Below are 16,864 nucleotides of genomic sequence, written 5' to 3' on the forward strand. Positions count from 1 at the left end.
GGTGGCCAGGTATCTGTCCCGATTGGTGGTCAGGAGATCTAACACGGTGGCGGACAGAGGTTTCCCCATGCCTGGGCGGTTGGTGCGGATGGTCAGCTGCTGTGGGCGGTCGGGGTCTGCTGGATGAGGGTGGCGGTGGCGCGGTCGAGGAATTCGCAGAACAGCTTGTGCTCGTCGGGGGTGAATCGGTCGGTGAGGGCGCGTTCGAGCACGATGACTTCCTGGTAGGCACGGTCGAGCAGGTCCCGGCCGGACGGGGTGAGGGTCGTGATGAGGACTTTGGCGTGCATGGGCGACGGCGCGCGGTCGATGAGTCCTTTGTTCTGCATGCCGGTCAGGACGGTGGCCATGCTCTGCTGGGTGACTCCGGTCGCGCGGGCGAGTTGGGCGCCGGACATGGCGTCGTCGCGGGAGAGGGTCAAAAGCACCGTGTATTGGGTCATGGTCAGCCCGTAGCCGCGCAGCACGGCCTCGTGGTGTCCCATGAGTGCCTGCTCGGCGCGGCGGATGCGGGTGCACACGTATTCCTCGACGGGCACGGCGGCCATTTCACAACTCCCTCAGTTGACTCAACTATCTGATAGTACTTAAGCTCCGGAGTATCAGAATGCTGAGTCAACACAGGAAGTTGTATATGATGAAAGCTGTTGTGCTGGACGCCGATGACACGTTCCGCGTCTCGGAGATCGACGAGCCCGTGGTCGGGCCGAGCGAGGTCGCGATCCGCGTCGCCTATGCGGGAGTGCAGTACGGCGACGTGCTGGTGCGGGAAGGACATTTCCCGATCCCGCGTCCATTCGTGCCTGGCTTCGAAGCCGCGGGCGAGATCATCGCGGTGGGCGAGGGTGTGGATGAGGCTCGGATCGGTGAGCAGGTCGTCGCACTGATCGGCGGAGGCGGCTACGCCGAGGTCGTGACCGCGCCAGCGGTGCTGGCAATCAACGCCTCGGGTGTCGATTCACGCACTGCGGCAGGTTTCGGGTGGGTGACTCCGACCGCCTACGATCTGGTCGACACCGTCGCCGGAGTCCGGGACGGAGACAGTGTGCTGGTCCACGCCGCGGCCGGTGGCGTCGGGTCGTTGGCTGGGCAGTTCGCCGTTGCCGCGGGCGCGCAGCGGGTCGTCGGAGTGGTCGGCAATGTCGGTCAGGTCGAGTACGCACGCCGGTTCGGCTACCACGAGGTGCTGACGCGAGACCAGTTCCCCGATGGCTTGGGCGAGGAGACCTTCGACGTGATCCTCGACCCGATCGGCGGGGACACCCGGGTCGCGAGCTTGGCCCGGCTGGCGCCGCACGGCAAGATCGTGGTTTACGGCAACATCGCCACCTTCGAACCGGTCACCGTGTCGGCCAACGACCTTCTGATGCACGGCCAGTCGCTGATGACCTACAACAGCAACCTGGCCAGCCAGACCCGCCCGCAGCGGCTCGCCGACAGCGCCGCTCGCGCGATGGCGCTGGTCGCCGACGGTTCGGTGCGTGTCGATGTCACCGCCGAATACACCCTCGCCGACGTCGAGACCGCGATCGCGAACCTGGCCGGCGGAGTCACCCGCGGCAAGAGCATCGTCGGCATCGGATAAATCACCATCGACGATCCGGCGCGGGACACCCGCTCGCCTCCCGCGCCAGATCGCCGACTTGTGATCGGAATCGGTGCCGGACTGCCGATGGCGACCGTGGAGCAACCACCCGCACACACTGCGGTGTACAGCGTGCGGCCGGTCGACACCAACGAACGCGTGGTCGACAAAGCCGTTCTGCGAGCGCTGGATTGGCGGCGGCGGTGCCCGAACCGCGGCACGTGCCGGCGGACAGCTCTGCCTGTTCGGCGGAACTCCGACGGCGCTGAGAAGGCCGGCGACAAAATGCCGCCGAACGGGACATCCAGCGCCGATCTTCGCGACGGATTCCGGGTCCGCTCGCTTGCGCGAATCAAGGAATTGCGGATGGTCGGCCACGGCCCCGAAGAAGCACAACGCCAGGACGATCGCCGCCCTCCATCCAGCCACCGCGCCCCGCGGCCGCCCCCGAGCACGGTGGGATCGCTGTAAACCAGCGTCCAACTTCAGGCATGTGTCAGAGCTGGGACATCGGATCCATGCCTGACCCATGAGGTGTTCGATCCAGAGATCAACAGGCGGGTGCTAGACGTGGAACCCGTCTGCGTCGATCGGCAGTGGAACCGTCGGCATCGAGTCGTCCGCCTCAGCGGCGGCGAGCAGGGCGGGGAACGAGGCAAGTTTCCGCCTGGGCCGTCCCTGAACCGCGCCGCGCTCGCGCTCGACCCGATCGATCGCCCTCCACTCGTGCACACCGACCACGGCGGGCTGCCGCTGCCGGACCAGCGCGTCGAGGTCCTGCGGAGTGGCTGCCGGGGTGGGCAGCAACCCCGCGGAGTGGTCGGCGAGGAGTGCGGCGACAGTGTCCAGTGCGCATTTCTTGTTGGCGCCGATGCCTCCGGACGGGCCCCGTTTGATCCATCCCGCCGTGTAAACGCCGGGGATGGGTTCGCCCGTCCGGGCGTGCAGAACGCGGCCCTGGTGGTTGGGCAGCACACCCCGGTCATGGTCGAAGGGCAGGCCGGACAGCGAAGCGCCGCGGTAGCCCACCGCCCGGAGCACCAAGCCCGCCTCGATGATCTCTTCGCTTCCGGTCGAGACGGCGCGGACGTCACCATCGGGGCCGCGTTCGAGGCGATTGCGAGCCACGCGTACCCCGGTGACTCGTTGATCGCCCATGATCTCCAGTGGAGAACACAAGTAGCGCAGCACAATACGGCGCGCCGCGCCCCGGCGGCGGGTCGCGAGTTCCGCGGCGGCCTGCGCTTTGGCCAGCCCGAGCGGGTCCGATCGAAGTCCGGCGAGCTGGTCGCGGTCCACCGTGACCTCGTCGGACCACGCGAAGACATCGGCGCCGTCGAGATCGGTCAGGGCGAGCAGTTCGGGAGTGGTGTAGGCAGCCTGTGCAGGGCCGCGTCGGCCGAGGACCACGACTTCCTCGATCGAGCTGGCGGCCAGTGCGGCCAGTGCATGGTCGGCCATATCGGTGGCGGCGAGCTCCGCGGGGTCGGCGACCAGGAGGCGGGCGATGTCGAGCGCGACGTTGCCGTTGCCGACGACGACGGCACGGCGGCACGAGAGGTCGAACGCGCGGTCGGCGAAGTCCGGGTGGCCGTTGTACCAGTTCACGAACTCGGTTGCGGACGCGCTGCCGGGCAGGTCCTCACCGGGGATCTCCAGGCGGCGGTCGCCGGAGGCCCCGTAGGCATAGACGACGGCGTGGTGTGCCGTGGCGAGCTCGTCGTGGGTGACGTGGGTGCCGACCTCGACGTTGAGGTGGAAGCGGAAGCGGCCGCTGGCGGCGGCGCGCTCGAATACCTCGGTGACGGATTTGGTGGACGGGTGGTCCGGGGCTACCCCGCCGCGCACCAGTCCCCACGGCGTGGGCAGTCGGTCGAACATATCGACGGTCGCGCCGGGGTATTCGAGCAGCTCGAGGGCGGCATACGCGCCCGCGGGCCCGGAGCCGACCACCGCGACTCGAAGCTCCCCGCCGTCGGCCCGCGCCGGGGGCGCAGGGGCGTCGGGGATGCCGAACGGAAGCGGGTTGCGCTGGTAGTAAGCGTCGGCGAGCTCCAAGAACCGTGCCGCCGCGGGCGCGGTGTCGCGGGTGATCGCCCCGACCGGGCACTCGGCGACGCAAGCGCCGCAGTCGATGCAGGTGGCAGGGTCGATGTAGAGGGCTTCGGCGGAGCCGAAGCCAGGCTCGTCGGGGGTGGGGTGGATGCAGCCGACCGGGCACACCGGCACGCAGGAGGCGTCGTTGCAGCACGGCTGGGTGATCACGTGAGGCATGGCGTTCCTTGCTAGCGAGGGTCGAGTGGTTCCACGGTGACCGGGATTCCGTTGAGGGCGGCGTTTCCGCTGACGGTGTCCAGGTGCAGCGGGTCGGTGACATCGTTGGCGCTCGCGCCCGCGACGCGGGCAGCCACCGACAGCCGACTGTCCGCCGCCGCGTGCCCGTAGCCGTGGGGCAGGCTGACCGTGCCCGCCATGATGTCGGTGGTCTGCCTGACGTCCACCCGCACGGCGCCGGTGCGCGAACGCAGCACGGCCGGCCCGTCGGCCAGTCCGAGGCGGGCCGCGTCGGCCGGATGCATGAGCAGATGGTGGCGCTGCGGACCGGCGACGAGGCGGGCGTAGTTGTGCATCCAGGAGTTGTTGGAGCGCAGGTGCCGTCGGCCGATCAACAGCAGCGACCCCTGCGCCTCCGGATCTCGCAGGTCGGAGCGCAAGATGTCGAGGGCATCGGCGATCTGCGGCGGCACCAGGTGTAGCCGGCGGTCAGCAGTGCGCAGGCGATGTTCGACACCTGGCCGCAGCGGGCCCAGGTCCAGCCCGGCCGGGTGGGCGAGCAGCTTGCGCACGCTCAGCCGGTAGCGGCCGGAGCGCAGGAGCAGGTCCACCAGTCGGCGCGGCGGTGTCCGCAGCCGAACTTCGGTGGCCAGGGCGGGCCTGCTGAGGCGACGACGCAATACCCGCATGCGGCCGCCGCCGAGGTGGCGCTGGTAGGCCGAGCCGAGGTCGCGGAAGATTTCCCAGTCGTGCCGCGCGCCGCGCGGCTTGGGCAGCACCGCGGGCGAGTATTTCGCGGTGTTGCGGACAGCGAAGGACCGGAAAATCAAGTCGTAGTGGTCGCGTTCCAGCGCGCTGGTCGGCGGCAGGATAATGTCGGCGTGGCGAGTGGTCTCGTTGAGATAGAAGTCCACGGCCACCATGAAGTCGAGGCCGCCGAGCGCAGTGCCGAGTGCGGCTCCGGCAGGAGTGGACAGCACCGGGTTTCCCGCGATCGTCAGCAGCGCCCGGACCTGCCCCTCGCCCGGCGTCGTCATCTCCTCGGCAAGCGCGGCGACCGGAAACTCACCGGCGAAGGAAGGAAGCCCGCGCACACGGCTGCGGCGTCGGCCGAAATGGCCCGGGCTGAGCAGCCGTGTCATGTCGATGGCCGGGTCGGTGAACAGTGTCCCGCCCTCGCGGCCCAGGTTGCCGGTGATGATGTTGAGCACCTGGATGGCCCACTGGCACACGGTGCCGTGGCGCTGGGTGGATACCCCGAACCGGCCGTAGCAGGCGGCGGGGCCGGCGTCGGCGAAGGAGAGGGCGAGCCGGGTGATCGTGGCGGCGGGCACGCCACTGAAATGGCTTGCGGTCTCGGGAGTGAACTCGGCAACCGCGTCTCGGAGCGCGTCCACGCCCGTGACGTATTCCGGCAGGCGCGGTGCGCGGTCGCGCAGGACGACGTGCACCATGGCCAGCAGCACCGCGGCGTCCGTGCCGGGCCGGATGAACACGTGCTCATCGGCGTCTGCGGCCGTCTCCGTACGGCGCGGGTCGATGACGGTGACCCGCCCGCCGCGCTCGCGGATCTCCCGCAGGCGCCGCGCCATGTCCGGCGCGGTCATCAGGCTTCCGTTCGACGCACGCGGGTTGGCACCGAACATGAGCAGGTGCTGTGTCCGGTCGAGATCCGGCTCCGGCAGCAGGAATTGGTGCCCGTACAGCAGTGCCGAAACGACCTGGTGCGGCAACTGATCGACCGAGGATGCTGAAAAGTGGTTGTGGGTTCGCAGCAGCGAGGTGAACGCGGATCCGTGGGTCATCGCGCCGAGACTGTGCACCGAGGGGTTGCCCAGGTAGACCGCCACCGCATTGGCGCCGTGGCGCCGACGGGCCTGAGCGAGTCCGCGCGCCGCCGCATCGATCGCCTCGGACCAGTCCACCTCCACCCATTCCCCGCCGATCTTGCGCATCGGCCGCCGCAGCCGGTCCCGGTCGCGGTGCACGTCGGTCATCGCCACGGACTTGGGGCAGACATGGCCTAGAGACAGCGGGTCGTCGCGATCACCGCGAACACCGATGGCCATCCCGCCCTCGACAGTGATCTCGATCCCGCAGATCGCCTCGCACAAGTTGCAAGCAGCCTTCGCGGTGGCGCTGCCCCCGGAACCGCGATGTGCCCGCCGAGTCTTGGTCAACGCATCGACGGCTGCCCCGATCGCGCTCATGGTGTAGTCGCCTCCGCATGAGATGTCCTGGAATTTGAACATGACGTCAAGTTCTATTCTTCGTATCTACCATGGACCGCGTGCCCGACGCCAGTCCCTGCACCGTGAACCGGTTCAGCAGCGCAGCCGCGAGCGCGTCCAGCGGATCCTCGACGCCGCCGTGCAGATCGTCACGACTGAGGGCACCGACGCGGCGACCGTCCGTTCGGTCGCCGACCGGGCCGGTGCCCCGGCCGCCACGGTGTACCAGTTCTTCACCAGCCGTGACGCCATCTTCGAGCAGCGCCTCGCCCGCGAACTCGTGCGCCTCGACGGCGAGCTGGAGGAATCCCTCGCCACCGCCCGGCCACACCTGGACATCGCGGCGGCCGTCGAGGCATTCTTCGACTTCCACCGCCGCCACTACATGTCCACCCGGACTTCGTCGCGCTGTTCTCAAGGCTCTCCGAGGTAGGCGTACCCGCAGTCGGCCGAGGTCGGCCCGGTAACCTCGAACATATAGTTGTGGAACTGCCACATCTCGAAGGCGTTGGCGAACGCCGAGCCCCTCGGACTCACACCCACCGTCGTCATCGACACGACCCGGCCGGTCGACTGCGTCGACCTCGCCGAGCAAATCAAGTTGGCGGCGAGCCCACTTCGGTTCTGATCCGGTCCTGCTAACGGTGATAGATGGCCGTTCGAGGACCGAAGGCACCGAGTGCAATGCTCGAACGGTGATGCTTCCAGCAGACAGCCATGTCCACAGCGAATGGTCATGGGACACGGGCGGTCCCGCGTCGGATGCCTCCGGCCGGATGCAACGAACCTGCGAGCGTGCCGTCGCGATCGGCCTGCCCGCGGTCGTCTTCACCGAGCATCTCGACTTCGACGACGCGTGGCGCACCGGTCCCGAGGACCTCATGCCACACCAAAGTCACCTGCTCAGCCGCGACGGCTACCTCCGCCCTCCTGTGCTGAATGTTGAGGGCTACCTCGACTGCATCGAACGCTGCCGACACCAGTTCCCGGAACTATGCATTCTCACCGGCGTGGAGTTCGGACAACCGCACCTCTTCGACGAGCAGGCAGCTCAGTTGCTCGACCTGACCGCGTTGGACCGCGTCAACGGTTCGCTGCACACGCTCCAGATCGGCGACGACCGAAGTGAGCCCAATACCCTGTTTCGGCTGTGGCCGCCGGATGACGTGATGTCGGCCTATCTCGACGAGATCCCGCGCATGGTCGCAGGATCCGACTCCTTTGCAGTCTTCACCCACATCGACTACGCGGTACGAGCCTGGCCAACCATGGATGCCGGCCCATTCGACCCACGCCGCTTCGAGGACGGCTTCCGGACGGCGATGCGAGCCATCGCCGATAGTGGGAGAGCGCTGGAGATGAACACCCGCCGACTCTGGCCCTGGATTCCGCAATGGTGGCGCGAAGAGGGCGGACGCGCAGTCACATTCGGCAGCGACGCCCACGTCCCAGAAGCGCTCGCCGACAACTTCCCGGAGGCAGCGGCAATGGTCGAGCGCTTCGGATTCCGGCCAGGCCACCAACCCGCAGACTTCTGGACACGCTAAACGATTGCTCTTGACATCCCCAATGCACGAACAAGGGGTGTTCCACCAACCTATCTCCTACCCGGGCGACAGTAGGGTGGCGGGCATGAGATGCCTGCTGGTCACGAACCTCCACGCTGCCGACGACCAGCTTCGAAATGTCATGGAGGAACTGCGGGTCGAGGTCGTCGCGATCGATCGACTGCACATCGACTGGCTGACTGAAAAACTTACTCCACCAGTCGATTTTGTTTGCGCAACCCTCGCTCGGCAAGCTGACGTCGAGGCCGACGCCGCCATGTTCGTCGACATCGGAGTGGCACTCGGTCGGGGTGCCGGTATTCCTGATTGTCGCGCCCTCTCGGAAGGTCCCGCTAGTTCTCGCCGGTCTTACCCGAGTCGAGGCCGAACTCGACAATTACGACGCGTTGACACTGCACCTCAAGCAGTTCCTGCGGGCAATCAGCCGGGAAGCCCCCCGCACGAGCAACCTCCGGCGCTCACCGCAGACGAGGCAGCACGCGCCCGCGAATCTGCGAGCCCTTGGCTCTCAACCCGTTTCGAGTAGAAGCGGATGGGATTTCGAGCAATTCATAGCGCCGGAGCTTCGGACCAAGTGACCGAAATTCTAACCCTCACCACGTTGCTCGCCAGCCTCGGCTGAAAGCCGCATCGGCAGGGCCGGGTGTCCGGGACGCATCCCGGTCAGGCGAACATTGTCCATGCGAATTGTCGGGCGAGCCAGGGTTTCTCCGCTTAGGGTGAAGCCAGCTTGCGTGATGAGCGCGGAGTGGTACCGGCAGACGGAGAGCGGGGCGGGGATGTCGCTGATTGTGGGCGTCCATGGAATCGCGCAGCAGTATCGCGGTCGCTTCGAGCTGGAGGGTAGGTGGTCGACTGCGCTTCGGGACGGCTTGTTCGTGAGTGGGTATGCCGATCTTGCAGAGCGGCTTGGTCCGCAGGATTTCCGGGTCTCGTTCTTCGGTGATCTTTTCCGGCCGGCTGGTGCGATGGGGGCGGACGGGCCGCCATACACCCATTGGGATGTCGGTTCGGGGGCGGAGCGGGAGTTCGTGGAGGCGCTGTACGCCCGCGCCGTTCAGCTGGAACCGGACCTGGCGCCACCGACCGGGGCGATGGGTGCAGGGCGGATCGCGGTGAAGGTCGCTGTGGATCGGCTGTTGCGGAGTCGGGTGTTCGCGGGCGTGACCGAGCGCATGCTGGTGGGAAATATGAAGCAGGCCATCGCTTTTCTCGGGGATCCTGGGGTGAAGGCGCGGGTTCTGGATCGGTTGCGGGAGTCCGTCAGTGCCGATACTCGGGTGTTGATCGGGCATTCGCTGGGGTCGATCGTCGCCTATGAATTGCTGTGTGCGGCAGCGGGGGAGACGCCGGTCGAGTTGCTTGTGACCATGGGGTCGCCGCTGGGGATTCCGTTGCTGGTTTTCGATCGATTGACGCCGGTGCCAGTGGATGGGGTGGGTGCGTGGCCTGGGACGGGGATCGGCTGGGTGAACGTGTCGGATCCGGACGATTTCGTGGCACTGCGGCCGCAGCTCGGCGGATTGTTCGCGGCCGCGGATTCCGATGTGTCTGTTGATGATCGGGTGGTCGACAACGGATCCGATCCGCATGCAGCCCAGCGGTATCTCAACAGCCGCGAGACCGGTTCGGCAGTGGGCGCGGTTATTGGCGGGTGAGTTGGGAAGCGAAGTGCCCGAACCGGTGTCGTCGGCCGGGGTGGCCTTGGTAGCGGCGGGCACTCGACGTTATGCCCGCGAAGACCTTGCTGAGCTCGGCCAGGTGCCGAACTCTTTGCGGGTAGTCGCCGACGCGCTGCGGCGCATCGGGGTCGTAAGCGCGTCGCCGGCATCGGGAGGGTTGCTCGATCCGGATCGGGACACGCTGCTGTCGGCCGTGGAGCAGGTCGTCGCGAGTGCTTCGGTGGTAATCGTGTACTACACCGGTCACGGCATCGTCGTGAACAACAAGTACTACCTGCCGATGAGCCAGACCAGAGCGGACCTGACCAAAACCGCTGTGGCCGCGCGGGAACTCATCGAGGACTACGCGTTGCGGCGCGACAGCGACGGTGAGAAGAACGCCGAGCAACCGGATGTGCTGATCATCCTGGATTGTTGTTTCTCCACCAGCGCGGCGATCGAAGGTGTGATCAGCCTGCTGCAGGGGATCGGAAACGACAATGTCTGGATCATGACCAGTGCGAACACCATGGAGTATGCGCAGGAAGGGGTGTTCGCGGATGCTCTGGCGGCGTGTATCGGCAACCCCCGCACCGGGTTCTCGCAATCGCATCTGAGTCTGGATGTACTGGTTGGTGAGATCAATGCGAGGAACAGGGAAGCGGGCCGCGGGCAGGAAGCACGCTGGTTTCCGCCGGCGCGCCGGGGCGTCACCGGTGTTCCCCCGTTCTTCCCCAACATCGATTACCAGCCCAGTTACTCGGGCTACACGGTTGATCAGCAGCGGCATTGGATATCGAAGTTGCGTGCTGGACCCGACGCGGACAGCCTGACCGGGTTCTATCTCACAGCGCGCGGCGGACGGATGCGGGCCATCGAGGAGTTGGCCGGGTTCATCGCCGCCCCGAACGCGGGACGGATGGCGATCGTCACCGGTAGCCCCGGATCGGGGAAGTCGACGATCCTGGCAGTGCTTGCGCTGCTGGGCGATTCGCAGACCAGGCAGCGTCTGCTTCTGGATGCGCGCGGCAACCGGGTCGTGCGAGAGGCCGCCGCCGCGATGGGTTCCGGGCTGGAGGTCCTGAGTATCCACGTCCGCGGCATGAACACCACACAGATCGCCGACATCGTCGCCAATCGCCTGGCGTCCAGGAGAAGTAGTCCGGCCGAACTCATTCAGCATCTTGCAGACAACGTGGGTGCGATCCGGCCGCCGGTGCTGATTGTCGATGCCATCGACGAATCGGCAACGCCCAGTGGCGTTATCGAGTTCCTGGTGGAGTTGACCGTCAAAACGTCGGTGCGGTGTGTTGTCGGTACCCGCCGCCATCTGCTCAAGAACATCTCGGATCTGAGCGGCCGGGTGATGATCGATCTGGATCTACCGGCCTACCGCGACAACGAGGCCCTCGTCGAGTACGTGCGCGCGCTGCTGATCGGCGCCAACGAGGCTGATCTGCCGACGCCGTACCGTGCGAGGGGGCGCCAAGGCGAGGCCGACGTCGCCGGGATCGTGGCCGTCGCGATCGCCGAGCGAGCAAGTACGGCCGAAGCAGAGTCGTTCTTGATGGCCCGGCTGCTCGCGCTGGCACTACGGTCTCGTTCCTCGGCCGTCGATGTGCGGGACAGCAACTGGCGCAACGATATTCCGGATACTGTCGGCGCGGCATTCGACGAGGATCTGCGGCGGCTCGGTACCCACGAGCGCCCGGTCCGGATGCTGTTGACCGCTCTGGCTTGGGCGAAGGGCTCCGGCCTACCGTGGGAGACGATTTGGATTCCGGTCGCCGAGGCCCTCGCCGACTCGGGGGCCAGTCTGACCGATGACGATGTCCGATGGACTCTGGATCATGCGGGCTCTTACATCATCGAGGACATCGGAATCGGTGGCCGTTCTGTCTTCCGGATCTTCCACGAGCTGCTGGCCGAACATCTCCGGCGGGCGACGACACCACATCGAAGCGCCGCCGTCATCGGACGGCAGATCCACAACGCTCTCCTGGCGATCATGCCCACCACCCGAACCGGTTCTCTCCGTTGGGATGTGGCGCATCCCTATATCCGAACCTATCTCGCCGAACACGCGCGCGACGCCGAAGGAGCACCCCTCGACGACCTGATCGTGGACATCGATTTTCTCGCAGCCGCTGATCCGACAGCCTTACCAGCGGTGTTGATGTCGCTGGACTCCCACCATGAGATCGTCACGGCGTATCTGCGAACTGCACGCCTGTTGGGCGATGTCCCCGAGACGAATGCGGCGTTGCTGGAGGAGGCGCTGACAGCGGCGGCCGTGGCGATGTCGCATCGGGAGACATCGATCGAACGCGGATATCGCACTATCGCGAGTTGGGTCCGCCAGGATGACGCGATCCTCACCATCCGAGCCCATTCGACCGCGATCGTCCAGATGGGCTTCTTCACCGGGCACGATGGTCGAGGTGTACTGATCACGATGGACTCGCGCATGGGCAGCGCCCAGTGGGATGCGACGTCGGGGAAGCTGTTGAACAGGTACCTCCCTGCGTCGGATGTGGAGGACTGGACACACTACGAGATTCCGGCGGGGATCTTCTTCCACTTCGGGCTCTTCGGCTCCGGATTCATCGGCTGGGCTGATCAGATCCTGACCTACAGTGCCGACTGCCGGACCGTCACCCTTATCAGACGCGACGTCGCGCACCGGGAATACCGGGTATGTGAAGTATCGGTGAAACCATACGGGCGCTGGCTGATGCGGCTCGCCCTGCTCGAACGGAATACCGCCGGCGATATCTCCGGGTTGGTGACCGCGAGCGGAATGGGTTACGACGGGAATGCCCTGTTCGCGCACTCGGCCGCCGGTCGACAGATCACGTTGATAGATCTGGCCTCCGGCCAGAACCTCGGGACCGTGACCTGCGGGGGCGATCATCGCGGCACGATCGCAGCGATGGCATTCGGCACAGGTCGCGCGGGGGATCCGGTCTTGGCGACCGTGGAAGGGGTGACCCTGTGTGTCCGTGATCCACTGACCGCCGAGCTTGTGGAGCCGCACTACACGCTGCCGGCCCGCTTCGGGGAGGAGGTCACCGAACTCGGTGTGTCCTCCAACGATGATGCGGTGACGCTCGCCGCGGCGGGTACCCGCACGGGAGAACTGGTCACGGTGAAATGGGCCCACGGGGCGCAGTCCGGTCCACATATCGATTACGAAGGTTACGAAGGCCACGGTGGGCGGATCACAGCTATGTCCTTCGACCGAACACGCACGGGTTCAACAGTATTCGCCACCGGCGATGTCCACGGAACAGTTCGGTTGTGGCATGGCGATCGCAGGCCGAAGAGGAATCGTGGACGTTTCGATATCCGGTACGTCGCAGCAGGGGTAGGGCGGGATGGGTGTACGGCGTTGGCGGTGGCACGTGATGACGGCTCGGTGACTATCGGCCCGATCGACGTGGAGGACCCCGTACGAGTCCACGTCACCTCGGCGGCCATCACAAGCATGGTGTTCGGACTCTTCGGCCGCCTCGAAGTACTCGCGATCGGAGACTCCTCGGGGACCGTGCAACTGGTCGATCTGAGGGAATACGAGGTGGTCGCCGTCGCGCACCTCGACGATGCTGTCGGCGAGGTGAAGGCAATCCGTTTCGGCTCGCACCGCGGTCAACCCGGTATCGGTGTGTGTTACCAGGGTGCAGTGCTGATCTGGGGGTCGGCGCCGGGTGGGCGGCTGGAGCCTGTCGGGTTCGGAACTGCCCCGGAGGCCGACCAGGAATCAGCGTTGCATGGCTCCGAGGAGTTGCTGCTCCCGCCCCGTGGTGCTGGCGGTGCACGACCACCGGGTCGATTTCCGTCGCGAAGGAACCCGTGGTCGAAGGGCTGGAACACCCGCGGGCGTGGACATCCGCTCGACATACAACTCGGGTCTCGCGCCGTAATTGTCGGTGAGCGGTCGTGGCCGGCGGAGACGAGCCCCCTGGCTGCGCTCGCGGTTCTTCCCAGGGATTACGTCGCCGAAACTCGCTCGACATTCACGGTTTCGGACACCGAGGGGACACGGCTGTGCCGGGCACTGGTCGAGGAAGTTCGGGTCACGGTGGTCGCGGTCGGTCCTGGTGCGGCGGAATCCGCGCTGATGGCCGTGGGGAATTCGGTGGGCGAGGTAGTGGTGTGGGAGTTAGGGGCCACCGAAAGGCCGTATGCCTTGGTGCTGGAACATGATTCGGCTGTCCGGCTCGTCGCGTTCGAGGCTGGTTCACCCACCCTGCGAGTGGTGACGTGCGATGACACCGACGTCGTTCGTGTGTGGAATCTGCACTCGGGGCGTGTGGAGGCGACGTTGCCGCGCAGGTCGCGTCCCACCCATCTTCAGCTCTATCGCGACCTCCTCGTCATCGGAGAGGAGGACGGATGGGCGGTCCTCGAGATCGGGTAGCGGTGTCGCGTCCGGCCGACGGGTGGGAGAGGCGAAGCTGATGGCATCCGGCATCCGCTTGCGATGGCATTCGATCGGACTCTGGCAGTACGGCTGGCTGGTCGGCGCTCTGGGTGTCCAGTGGATCCAGTTGTCCGGCAAGGGAACCGACCGCCAACTGGCAGCGGCGCTCGTCGCACTGATGGGGTGGGGATTGGTGGGCGTGCTGCGGCGGCGTGGTACGGGGATGCTCCGAATGGTTCTCGCGGTGGGGTCGGTCTTTGCGTACGGGCTTGGCGTCGCCGCGGGGCATTGGCTGCTGACATGGTCTGTCGGTTATGCGGTGGTGGTGACTTCAGGTATCTGGGGTGTCACCGCCTATGCCGTGACCAATCCCGATCCCGACGCGACAGCCGGATTGCTGGGGGGCGGCTCGGCCATCCTCTTCGGCGGCACTCTGGTCTTGTCCGGCTACCACACGGGGGCCGGTGCAATGGTTTTCGGCATGGGGGTGGCCGTGTGCGGCGGGGCGGTGGTCCCGTATGTCCACACCGCGATCGCTCGCGGGATCGTCTGCGGTGGACTCGGTGTATCGCTGCTGGCAATGGGTTTCACCGGAATCACGGACGACTACCTGATATTCGATCTCGCCCTGATGTACGGCGGCTGCCTGCTCGCACTGGCGGGAAACGGATTGATGAATCTCGAACAGGGACCCTCCTTTATGCCTGCACCCGGGCGAGTCGGCTACGCGGACGACCCACCAGCAGGCGCGCTTCCGGAGCAGATCCGAGTGTTCCGGTCGGACCTCGCCACCGGTGGGATCGTCGGGGCTATCGGGTTGTCCGCTGCCCTGGCGGGGATCGTTGGGATGTTCACGGAGAGTCTCGGGATCGGCCTGCTGGATAATCTTGCCGCTGATCCCGCGGTGGCGTCCGGGTTCGGGCTCTCCGGAGTCATGTCGAGGATCCTGGGAATTCCAGTGCTCGCCGCCGCGGCGTTCGCTTGCGGCTGCGGGTTCCTGGCCGTCAGCCAGGTGTTCCTCTTTCGCGGCATGTGGCTAACACCCGCCGCAGGGACATAGAACCCGAGAGCAGGATCCTCACCAGCTACTGGTTGTCGGCGAACCTGCCCGACGGGCAACGGCTGCCACCTACTGTGGAGAACCCAGCCGCATACGGCGGTCGGACCCGCATACAGATGTTGCGTATGCCCGTAGTGACAGCAGCGAACTGGGTCTGGGCTCGCGCACAAGACGATCTGTCGAAGCTGCTCACCGGCTCATGGGCGCAACTTGCCGTCAGCCAAGTGCCAGTCGGCGGGGTCGTGCATCGTGAATACCTGGTCTCGCTGCCGCTGCGGTGCACCGATAACGGGATCGAACCCCAAGAACCTACCGATATCTGGCCAGGGCCCGAAGCATCGGCGACATGGGGCTACTACTCCGCGCAGCGCATGCATGAGCGGACACTGGCCGTGCTGAAAGGAGCGATGGACGCCTACCTCGAATTGGTGTCCTCTGGGTTTGCGAAATTTGCTGAAACTCTTGGCCATCGAGCGATGATGCCCTTCGAATTCGAAGGAACCATGCACTATCGGTCCGGAGAAATCGCGACTTTCGGTGAGCCAGGCTTCCGGTACTGGCTTCGCCCGATCGGTCGAACCGGACAGCCTGCGGATAACAGGGTCTGTCTGACGCTCAACGAAGAGTCCGACACATTCAGTGACTTCTGCGACAGCCGCCACTTGATTTTCGAGCGATACGCCGCCGAAAACCCGCAGTTGGAACCGTTTCTGCAGTTTTCGGTGCACAGCGGTGCAGTCCGCGCTGTCGGCCGAGTGGGCTTGTGTCGACGAGTTCCAGGCAGGCGGCCAGTTCCCAGCGGGTGCGCACGAACGGAATCATCAAGTGCAGGTTGGGGGTTCGTTCGCGGACTCGGGCCAGTGCGGCGAGTTCGAGGTTGAACAGCTCGGGTTCGCGGATGTAGCGGTAGCAGCCGCGGTAGCCGATCATCGGATTGTGTTCGACCGGCTCGTATCGGGTTCCGCCGGTCAATGCACGGAATTCGTTGCTGCGCAAGTCGATTGCGCGGTAGATGACCGGTCGCGGCGCGAAGGCGGCGGTAATGCGGTGCAGTGACTCGGCCATTCGGGTCACGAAGGCCAGTTCCTCGCCGCAGACGATGAGATCGTGCGGATGGCGTCCGCCGAGCGCCTGGGTGAGCAGTGTCTCCGCGCGAAGCAGGCCGACGCCGTCGACATCGGATGCGGCGACTCGCTCGGCGGCTTCGGGCAGTGCGAGGTTGACATAGATGCGGGTGGCCGTCGCTTCGGACCGCGCGGGCGCGGGTGCGACAGGTACGGCAGTCGTGCTCGATTCCGCTTGTCCCGCACGGACTTCGCCTGTCCGGCCGTCCACGGTGACGAGTGTTCCGTCGGCCAACGCCGTGGTGGCGGTGCGGGTGCCGACCACGCACGGGACGCCGAGCTCGCGCGCGACGATCGCGGCGTGACAGGTCATCCCGCCGCTGTCGGTGACGACCGCCGCGGATCGGGTAATGGTGGGTAACCAGTCCGGGTTGGTCATCGGTGCCACCAGCACCTCACCGTCCCGCAGCGCTTGGCCCTGTGCTGGTGAGGTGAGGACGCGGACCGCGCCGCTCGCCTGACCGGGTGCGGCGGCCAGGCCGCGTACCAGTACCCGCTGAGCCGTCGGACCCGCCGTGCTCGGGCCCGCAGGGTAGTCGGGAAGCGTGGTGATCGGGCGTGCCTGCACCAGCCATAGCGTGTCCTCGCAGGTAGCACGATCGCCAACACCCCGTCGTATACCGCCCCCACCGCACCGACGCCGAATACCACCCCGCTACCGCCGCCGTGCGGATCACCACGGGACCGCTGACCGGCATCACCTACACCGATGCCGACAGCGCGGCCCGCGCGGTCGTCACGGCCTATCCCACCACGGCCCCCGACGTCGACGGTGACGGCGACGACGTGGTCGAGTTGCTGCCCCTGGTGCCGACGTGGCGGTTGCGCGTTACCCATGACCCGGCCCCGCACGCACAGCCCGCCGTGACCCGATGAACGGCCAGCCTGCTTGCAAAACGGCCGGTGGGGCCGAGCAAAAGCTCGGCCCCACCGGCCGT

At 66.3% G+C, this 16,864-nt stretch carries 10 protein-coding genes and 1 pseudogene; 7 read left to right on the forward strand and 4 right to left on the reverse strand.

Annotation, left to right across the window (positions count from 1 at the left end; translation table 11 throughout):
* Positions 1-92: 92 nt before the first annotated feature.
* Positions 93-548 carry a MarR family winged helix-turn-helix transcriptional regulator gene (locus tag ACQP0C_RS21330; protein ID WP_433722375.1) on the reverse strand — a complete coding sequence of 152 codons (456 nt, stop codon included), beginning with the start codon at positions 546-548 and terminating at the stop codon, positions 93-95.
* Positions 549-634: 86 nt separating this feature from the next.
* On the opposite strand from ACQP0C_RS21330, the gene ACQP0C_RS21335 reads away from it, so the two are divergent.
* Positions 635-1,585, forward strand: a complete 951-nt coding sequence (locus tag ACQP0C_RS21335; RefSeq protein ID WP_433722377.1) for a quinone oxidoreductase family protein — start codon at positions 635-637, stop codon at positions 1,583-1,585.
* A gap of 564 nt (positions 1,586-2,149) precedes the next feature.
* On the opposite strand, the gene ACQP0C_RS21340 is transcribed toward ACQP0C_RS21335, so the two are convergent.
* Complete coding sequence (locus tag ACQP0C_RS21340; RefSeq protein ID WP_433722379.1) at positions 2,150-3,859, reverse strand: FAD-dependent oxidoreductase; 1,710 nt, start codon at positions 3,857-3,859, stop codon at positions 2,150-2,152.
* An 11-nt stretch (positions 3,860-3,870) separates the two neighbouring features.
* The gene (locus ACQP0C_RS21345) at positions 3,871-6,069 is read right to left on the reverse strand and encodes a molybdopterin-dependent oxidoreductase (RefSeq protein WP_433722381.1); all 2,199 of its coding nucleotides are present in this window, start codon (positions 6,067-6,069) and stop codon (positions 3,871-3,873) included.
* 40 nt (positions 6,070-6,109) lie between these two features.
* Between ACQP0C_RS21345 and ACQP0C_RS21350 the strand changes: the two genes are divergently transcribed.
* The 5 genes from ACQP0C_RS21350 to ACQP0C_RS21370 all read left to right on the forward strand — a co-directional run bounded on the left by ACQP0C_RS21350 (position 6,110) and on the right by ACQP0C_RS21370 (position 14,802).
* Positions 6,110-6,523: a TetR/AcrR family transcriptional regulator gene (locus tag ACQP0C_RS21350; protein WP_433722383.1), complete on the forward strand. Its 414-nt coding sequence runs from the start codon at positions 6,110-6,112 to the stop codon at positions 6,521-6,523.
* Between the two features lie 265 nt (positions 6,524-6,788).
* Positions 6,789-7,637, forward strand: a complete 849-nt coding sequence (locus ACQP0C_RS21355) for a PHP domain-containing protein (protein ID WP_433734611.1) — start codon at positions 6,789-6,791, stop codon at positions 7,635-7,637.
* 989 nt (positions 7,638-8,626) lie between these two features.
* On the forward strand, positions 8,627-9,316 hold the full coding sequence (locus ACQP0C_RS21360) for a hypothetical protein (protein WP_433722385.1): 690 nt from the start codon (positions 8,627-8,629) through the stop codon (positions 9,314-9,316).
* A 13-nt stretch (positions 9,317-9,329) separates the two neighbouring features.
* Positions 9,330-13,739, forward strand: a complete 4,410-nt coding sequence (locus ACQP0C_RS21365) for a hypothetical protein (protein WP_433722387.1) — start codon at positions 9,330-9,332, stop codon at positions 13,737-13,739.
* A gap of 40 nt (positions 13,740-13,779) precedes the next feature.
* The gene (locus ACQP0C_RS21370) at positions 13,780-14,802 is read left to right on the forward strand and encodes a hypothetical protein (protein ID WP_433722389.1); all 1,023 of its coding nucleotides are present in this window, start codon (positions 13,780-13,782) and stop codon (positions 14,800-14,802) included.
* A 729-nt stretch (positions 14,803-15,531) separates the two neighbouring features.
* Here the strand turns inward: ACQP0C_RS21370 and ACQP0C_RS21375 are convergent.
* Positions 15,532-16,503: pseudogene (locus ACQP0C_RS21375) on the reverse strand (PEP-utilizing enzyme); the annotation flags it as partial.
* Between the two features lie 89 nt (positions 16,504-16,592).
* On the opposite strand from ACQP0C_RS21375, the gene ACQP0C_RS21380 reads away from it, so the two are divergent.
* Positions 16,593-16,802: a hypothetical protein gene (locus ACQP0C_RS21380; RefSeq protein ID WP_433722391.1), complete on the forward strand. Its 210-nt coding sequence runs from the start codon at positions 16,593-16,595 to the stop codon at positions 16,800-16,802.
* The last annotated feature ends 62 nt before the right edge of the window (positions 16,803-16,864 follow it).

It is taken from the genome of Nocardia sp. CA-129566, from assembly GCF_050956075.1.
Lineage (GTDB): Bacteria > Actinomycetota > Actinomycetes > Mycobacteriales > Mycobacteriaceae > Nocardia.